1 rRNA gene is annotated in these 645 nt (G+C 51.8%); it reads left to right on the top strand.

Annotated features, from left to right (window positions below):
- Positions 1-197: 197 nt before the first annotated feature.
- Positions 198-645 (top strand): 16S ribosomal RNA (locus LK542_RS24785); the annotation flags it as partial.

Below are 645 nucleotides of genomic sequence, written 5' to 3'. Positions count from 1 at the left end.
GGTTCTTTAACAATCAACAGTCGATAAGTGTGGGCGTTTGATGAAGGTGCCAGCTGACTTGTTCAGCTGCATACTTAAATTATCAAATGTTCACAAAAGTATTAAGCGTTGTCTCAGCAATGAGATGACGGTCAGTATCTTGAGTGAGCGACCCGGCAGCAATGCCGGTGACTCGAAAGAGTCAACAAACAGAGATTGAACTGAAGAGTTTGATCCTGGCTCAGATTGAACGCTGGCGGCATGCTTTACACATGCAAGTCGAACGGCAGCGCGGGGCAACCTGGCGGCGAGTGGCGAACGGGTGAGTAATATATCGGAACGTACCCAGAAGTGGGGGATAACGTAGCGAAAGTTACGCTAATACCGCATACGATCTACGGATGAAAGTGGGGGACCTTCGGGCCTCATGCTTGTGGAGCGGCCGATATCTGATTAGCTAGTTGGTGAGGTAAAGGCTCACCAAGGCGACGATCAGTAGCTGGTCTGAGAGGACGACCAGCCACACTGGGACTGAGACACGGCCCAGACTCCTACGGGAGGCAGCAGTGGGGAATTTTGGACAATGGGCGCAAGCCTGATCCAGCAATGCCGCGTGAGTGAAGAAGGCCTTCGGGTTGTAAAGCTCTTTTGTCAGGGAAGAAACGG

The organism is Massilia sp. IC2-477 (genome assembly GCF_020707265.1).
Classification (GTDB): domain Bacteria; phylum Pseudomonadota; class Gammaproteobacteria; order Burkholderiales; family Burkholderiaceae_D; genus Telluria.
The sequence above is the reverse complement of the archived record's forward strand: the minus strand, read 5'-3'. Positions and strand labels throughout refer to the sequence as shown.